Consider the following 448-nt stretch of genomic DNA (forward strand, 5'->3'; position numbering starts at 1 on the left):
TATATTGACATATTATTAGATACCTAAATCGTACATATAGTAGTCTTTATTGAATAACATGTAATGCTAATATAATGCACATAAATCTAAAAAGGACGCTATAGTCTAATCTTCAGTAGTATATACTGAATGGTTTAGAACTATAGCGTCCTTTTATTTAATCGTTCATTTGAGGTTTGTGTGGATGCTACAGATACGTCATAGAGATGAAAGAGAGTTTATTTCATGTGATTATTAAATCTATTGGTGAAACAATTTCAGGTAGAACAGTCAAATTAGTGGCTTCTAATGATGTATCTTTACAAGCGGCAACAAATACGAGTGAAAAGCTTGAAAAGGGTGTAACTTTAAGTTATATTCAAGAAGCTGAAAGTCCTTCTCGTAGAAAAAATGCAGATGGAAGTTATGCAGTTAGAGCTGAAGGTAAATTCTATGGTGATGATATGTT

At 31.5% G+C, this 448-nt stretch carries 1 protein-coding gene; it reads left to right on the plus strand.

What is annotated here, in order from left to right:
• Positions 1-227: 227 nt before the first annotated feature.
• A partial coding sequence (locus EO120_RS09105; protein ID WP_164725747.1) for a hypothetical protein occupies positions 228-448 on the plus strand: 221 nt, incomplete at its 3' end.

This window comes from Veillonella caviae (assembly GCF_003992125.1).
In the GTDB taxonomy this organism is placed as follows: Bacteria; Bacillota; Negativicutes; order Veillonellales; family Veillonellaceae; genus Veillonella; species Veillonella caviae.